Origin of the sequence: Streptomyces sp. NPDC049577 (assembly GCF_040675635.1) — a bacterium.
Lineage (GTDB): Bacteria > Actinomycetota > Actinomycetes > Streptomycetales > Streptomycetaceae > Streptomyces.
The window spans coordinates 1-3,811 of record NZ_JBFAPH010000468.1 but is presented as its reverse complement, the minus strand read 5'-3'; the positions used below and the strand labels follow the sequence as shown (position 1 = coordinate 3,811).

The following is a 3,811-nucleotide window of genomic DNA, read 5'->3' as shown; positions in this document are numbered from 1 at the left end:
ATTCACCCTCGGAATCCCGAAACAGACGAGCCGGAACGCCCGCGACCGCGCCTACAACATCATGTACATGCGGGAAAACGGCGTCGCACTGGCCGGGCATCTGTACTCCCCCGGCGACTTGGCGCTGGAGCGCAAACGCTCGGCCGCGGCCGAGGTGGCCGCCTGGACCCGCCCCGCCTGCATGAAACCGCTCCAGCCCCGGCGCAGCTGGACCCGCATCGACGACCAGATTCTGCTCAAGGCAGCCACCCTCGACGAGGCCGCAGAGCAACTGGGCAGGTCGAAACAGTCCTGCCACATGCGCCTGTGGCGCCTGCGCCGGCAGTGACCCGCCTCAGCCCTTCACACACACGATCTGCTTGAGCTTGGCCACGACCTCGACGAGATCCCGCTGCTGCTCCATGACCTGCTCGATCGGCTTGTACGCCGCCGGGATCTCGTCGACCACCCCGTGGTCCTTGCGGCACTCCACACCACTGGTCTGCTCAGCAAGATCCTGGGCGGAGAATCGCTTCTTCGCCTGGTTACGGCTCATCCGGCGGCCCGCGCCGTGCGAGGCCGAGTTGAACGACGCCTCGTTGCCCAGGCCGCGCACGATGTACGAGCCCGTGCCCATCGAGCCGGGGATGATCCCGTACTCGCCGCCGCCCGCGCGGATCGCGCCCTTGCGGGTGACCAGCAGGTCCACGCCCTCGTAGGTCTCCTCGGCCACGTAGTTGTGGTGGCAGGAGATGACCTGCTCGAACATCGGCCGTGCCTTCTTGAATTCCTTGCGGACGACGTCCTGGAGCAGCGCCATCATGATCTCGCGGTTGCGCCGCGCGTACTCCTGCGCCCAGAACAGGTCGTTCCGGTAGGCGGCCATCTGCGGAGTGTCGGCGATGAAGACGGCGAGGTCCCTGTCGACCAGGTTCTGGTTGTGGGACAGCTTGCGGGCCTCGCCGATGTGATACTCGGCGAGCTCCTTGCCGATGTTCCGGGAACCGGAATGCAGCATGAGCCACACCGAACCCGACACATCCAGACAAACCTCAATAAAGTGGTTGCCCTGGCCAAGGGTTCCCATCTGCTTCAGCGCCCGACCCTGACGGAATTTGACCGCTTCCGCGATCCCCTGGAACCGCCCCCAGAAGTCGTCCCACCCCGCCGTCGGCAGCCCGTGCAGCCGCGCCGGGTCGACCGCGTCGTCGTGCATGGCGAAGCCGACCGGGATGGCCTCCTCGATCTTCGAGCGCAGCCGGGAGAGATCACCCGGGAGGTCGTTGGCCGTCAGCGAGGTCTTGACGGCCGACATGCCGCAGCCGATGTCGACGCCGACCGCCGCCGGGCAGACCGCGCCGCGCATGGCGATCACGGAGCCGACCGTGGCGCCCTTGCCGAAGTGGACGTCGGGCATGACGGCCAGGCCCTCGATCCACGGGAGCGTGGAGACGTTGCGCAGCTGCTGCATGGCGACGGGCTCGACGGTCGCGGGGTCGGCCCACATGCGGATCGGTACGCGGGCGCCGGGCACCTCGGTGAAGGACATGACTGTTCTATTCCCCCGAAATAATCGAATAAGCACACTACGGACATATCCGCTGATTCATATGGATTCGCGACAGCGGACCGGCAGACGCGGCAGCCCGTGCGGTAGACATTGTCTCCGGCCGCCGCCTCGCGGCGGCAAGCGGTTTTCGGGCGGGACTCGGGCTGAAGGGAGCCACGGACAGTGCGGCGAAGGGCATGCGTACCGGTAGCGGCACTGGCCTCGGCGGTGCTGGCGGCGACTCTGACGGGGTGCGGCGGAGGGTCCGGGGGCGGTGGCGGACACGGCGACGAGAAGGCCGGTCAGCCGGGCTCGGCGGCCCCGGCCGGCGAGCCGGGGAAGTACCGCAGCCTGCCCGAACCCTGCGGATACGTCGGCAGGGCGACGCTGCGCCGCATGCTGCCCGGCGCGGAGGAGGACTCCGAGGCCGGCGCCGAGAAGGTCTACCAGGGCACGCCGACGATCACGTTCGACACCGACCGGCGCGTCGGCTGCCGCTGGAAGCTGGAGACGCCGGACGGCGCCCGGCATCTGTCCGTCGACTTCGAGCGGGTGGTCTCCTACCAGCCGGGCGTGAGCGACGAGGACCGTGCCCAGGAGCTGTACGGCCGGCAGGCGGCGGCCGCCCACATTCCCGTCGCGCCGAGCACCCCCGGCGGGAAGCCGGGCGGCGGCGCGAGCCCCTCGGCCGTGCCGTCCGCCACGCCCGCCGGCGGCAGCGGCGGCCCGGCCCCGCAGCTGACGGCCGCCTCGCCGGCGCCGACGGCCTCCGTCTCGGCGGATCCGGCGCTGGCGCCGCGCGCGCTCGACGACGTGGGTGACGACGCGTTCGTCGACGACAAGCTGGACTCCGGCGGCTCGGCCGTGCACCGGGACGTCACGATCGTCTTCCGGTCGTCGAACGTGCTGGTGACCATCGCCTACGACCAGTGGTCGACCGACAAGCAGCACGTCCCCGGCAGCCAGGACCTCCAGGGCAAGGCGCACGCCCTGGCCCGCGAGCTCGACGCGGGGCACTTCGGCAACTAGCCGGTCGGCCGACCGACCGGCACCGGCGAATCGACCGGCGCGTAACGTCCTGGTTCGGCCGCCGCCGGGCGCGGGCCGCGTACCGTGCCGGTTACGTACCGCGCGACAACCTCACATCAGAATGAGCGAAGGACCCATGCACCGACGTACAGCACCGCGACTCGCCCGTCTCCTCGCCTGCGCCGCAGTACCGGTGATGCTCGTCGCCACCGGCTGCTCGGACAACGAGGGTGGTGGCAAGAAGAGCACGGCGTCGCCCTCCGCGAAGCCGTCGCCGAGCGCCTCGCCGACGGTGAAGGCGGCCACCTTCGCCAAGCTGCCGGAGGTCTGCAGGACGATCTCCGAGAAGACCGTGGACGGCCTGGTGCCGAAGGCGGACAAGAAGGAGGGCAAGGCGCTGCCCTCGGCCGACACCAATGACTCGGCGAGCTGCATCTGGAGCGGTCTGAACGACGAGGACGTCAAGGATCTGCAGTTCCGTTCGCTGACGATCTCGCTGAAGCGGTTCGGTTCGGACCCGACGCTGGGTTCGGGCGAGAAGCGGGCGCAGGACTTCGCGGAGAAGCAGACGAAGACCGCGACGACGGCGGACGGTGCGAAGGACGCCAAGACCGAGAAGGCGGACGGCATCGGTGACGGTGCGACGGTGGTGAGCACGGAGACGAAGAAGGACGACAACGACTTCAAGAACGAGACCGTGGTCGCCCGGACCGCGAACGTCGTGATCACGGTGAAGTACAGCGGGGCGGGTTACGAGGGTGCGAAGTCGCCGAACCCGGACGACATGAAGAAGGCCGCGCAGGACGCGGCCAAGGAGGTCGTCGGCTCGGTCGCGAACGCGAACAAGAGCTGACCTCGGGCGGAATGCCCGGAGGGGGCGTACGGGCCGAAGCTCGTACGCCCCCTCCGTCGTGTGCGCGCGCTTACGCGGCCAGCAGCTTGCGGACCCGGTCGGCCCCGACCGCGAGCAGCAGCGTGGGCAGCCGCGGCCCGGTGTCCCGGCCGACGAGCAGGTGGTAGAGCAGCGCGAAGAACTCGCGCTGGGCGACCTTGAGCTCGGGGGTCGGCTTGGCCTCGGGGTCCAGGCCGGCCTGGACCTTGGGCACGCCGTAGACGAGCGTGGTGAGTCCGTCGAGGCTCCAGTGGTCGTCGAGGCCCTCCAGGAGGAGGCGCAGCGATTCGCGGGCCTGGTCGTCGAGGGAGGCGAGGAGCTCGGTGTCGGGCTCCTCGCGGACGATGGTGCGGGATTCGGCC

At 69.6% G+C, this 3,811-nt stretch carries 3 protein-coding genes and 2 pseudogenes; 3 read left to right on the top strand and 2 right to left on the bottom strand.

The window, feature by feature from the left end:
• A pseudogene (locus tag AB0K09_RS31060) lies at positions 1 to 328 on the top strand (hypothetical protein); the annotation flags it as partial.
• 6 nt (positions 329 to 334) lie between these two features.
• Here AB0K09_RS31060 and AB0K09_RS31055 read toward each other — a convergent pair.
• The gene (locus AB0K09_RS31055) at positions 335 to 1,528 is read right to left on the bottom strand and encodes an RtcB family protein (RefSeq protein ID WP_366068740.1); all 1,194 of its coding nucleotides are present in this window, start codon (positions 1,526 to 1,528) and stop codon (positions 335 to 337) included.
• A 183-nt stretch (positions 1,529 to 1,711) separates the two neighbouring features.
• On the opposite strand from AB0K09_RS31055, the gene AB0K09_RS31050 reads away from it, so the two are divergent.
• Entirely contained in the window at positions 1,712 to 2,557 is an 846-nt protein-coding gene (locus AB0K09_RS31050) for a hypothetical protein (protein WP_366068739.1), read from the top strand.
• A gap of 136 nt (positions 2,558 to 2,693) precedes the next feature.
• On the top strand, positions 2,694 to 3,410 hold the full coding sequence (locus AB0K09_RS31045) for a hypothetical protein (RefSeq protein WP_366068738.1): 717 nt from the start codon (positions 2,694 to 2,696) through the stop codon (positions 3,408 to 3,410).
• A 70-nt stretch (positions 3,411 to 3,480) separates the two neighbouring features.
• Here AB0K09_RS31045 and AB0K09_RS31040 read toward each other — a convergent pair.
• A pseudogene (locus AB0K09_RS31040) lies at positions 3,481 to 3,811 on the bottom strand (lysine--tRNA ligase); the annotation flags it as partial.